Here is a 1,409-nt window from a genome sequence, read left to right as displayed (position 1 = left end):
CCTAGGCACCCGAAAGGCGCATTGCCTTCATTGTGTTTTCGAAGCCCAGGATGCTGAGGACGCGTTTGAAGTTGTACGCCAACACGCTCAGGCTCATTTCGGTGGACACGTTCTCGATGCCTCGAGTCAGGAAGTGCGTCCAGCCCATCCAGTGCTTGAGGGTGCCGAAGACATGCTCGACGGTGCTTTTGCGCACCGTCATGGCGTGAGGCATCCGGTCCAACCGTTGCTGGACCCTGTCCATGACCTCCTCGTGTTCCCATCGCCTGATGCGCCGGTACTGGCTCGTTGTGCATTGCGCTTTCATGGCGCAGGCGGGGCAGGCGCTGGACCAGTAGATGCTGATCTGCAATCCAGCTTCTTCTCGGCTGAAGCGGCGGATCGCTCGCTGGCCTGCTGGACATTGGTATTCATCGTCGCGAGCGACATAGATGAAGTCGGTTTTATCGAATCGGCCTTCGAATCTCGCATTGGATGTCATGGGCTTGGGAACCAGCGCGGCAACGCCGGCATCCTCACAAGCCTTGAGTGCATGGCCGCTGTAGTAGCCACGGTCGGCGATGGCCTTCAATCGCCGCTTGCCCATCGCATCGCGTGCCGCCAGGGCCATCGGGCTGAGCTGCGCCCGGTCACTGCCGTTGTTCGTGACCTCGTGGGCAACGATGAGATGGTTCTTGGTGTCTACCGCAGCTTGCACGTTGTAGCCCACCATGGCCGTGCCTTTGGCGCTGTAGGTGGTCATGGCGCGCGCATCAGGATCCGTCTGGGATATCTGACGATCCGGCACGGTCTCCAACTTCGCCTTGATCACCTGCAGGCCTTGAAGGCGTTGGCGCATCTTCTGGATCTTGCCTTGCAGCCGCTCGGTCTTGGCCTGCATCTCCACAGGCTGCGTCCGGTCTGCCGTCTCCAAGGCATCGAGGTAACGTTGGATGCTCTCCTCCAGCTCGCGTTCTCGGCGCTCGATCTTGCCGGGCGTGAAGTTGCGCTCCCGGTTATTGACGGCCTTGAACTTGCTGCCGTCGATGGCCACGACGGACTCGGTGAACAGCTTCAATTCGCGGCACAGCACCACGAAGCGGCGGCAAACGTTGCGGATGCCCTTGCTGTTGTCGCGCCGGAAGTCCGCAATCGTCTTGAAGTCGGGAGCGAGTCGGCCGGTCAGCCACATCAGTTCCACGTTGCGCTGGCACTCACGCTCCAGCCGGCGACTGGACTGGATGCGGTTGAGGTAGCCGTAGAGATACAGCTTCAGGAGCACTGCGGGATGGTACGAGGGCCTGCCGGTTGCAGCCGGTGTTGCACCATGGAACCCCAGAGCCACCAGGTCCAGCTCGTTGATGAAGGCATCAACGATTCGAACCGTGTTGTCCTGTGCAATGAAGTCATCCAGGCTCTCTGGCAGCAAT

1 protein-coding gene is annotated in these 1,409 nt (G+C 60.5%); it reads right to left on the bottom strand.

Annotation, left to right across the window (positions count from 1 at the left end; genetic code table 11):
• Position 1: 1 nt before the first annotated feature.
• Positions 2-1,408 (bottom strand): IS1182 family transposase, encoded by a 1,407-nt coding sequence (locus BM070_RS23930; RefSeq protein WP_092942907.1) that lies wholly within the window; start codon positions 1,406-1,408, stop codon positions 2-4.
• Between the last annotated feature and the right edge of the window lies 1 nt (position 1,409).

This window comes from Paracidovorax wautersii (genome assembly GCF_900113035.1).
In the GTDB taxonomy this organism is placed as follows: Bacteria; Pseudomonadota; Gammaproteobacteria; order Burkholderiales; family Burkholderiaceae_C; genus Paracidovorax; species Paracidovorax wautersii.
The sequence above is the reverse complement of the archived record's forward strand: the minus strand, read 5'-3'. Positions and strand labels throughout refer to the sequence as shown.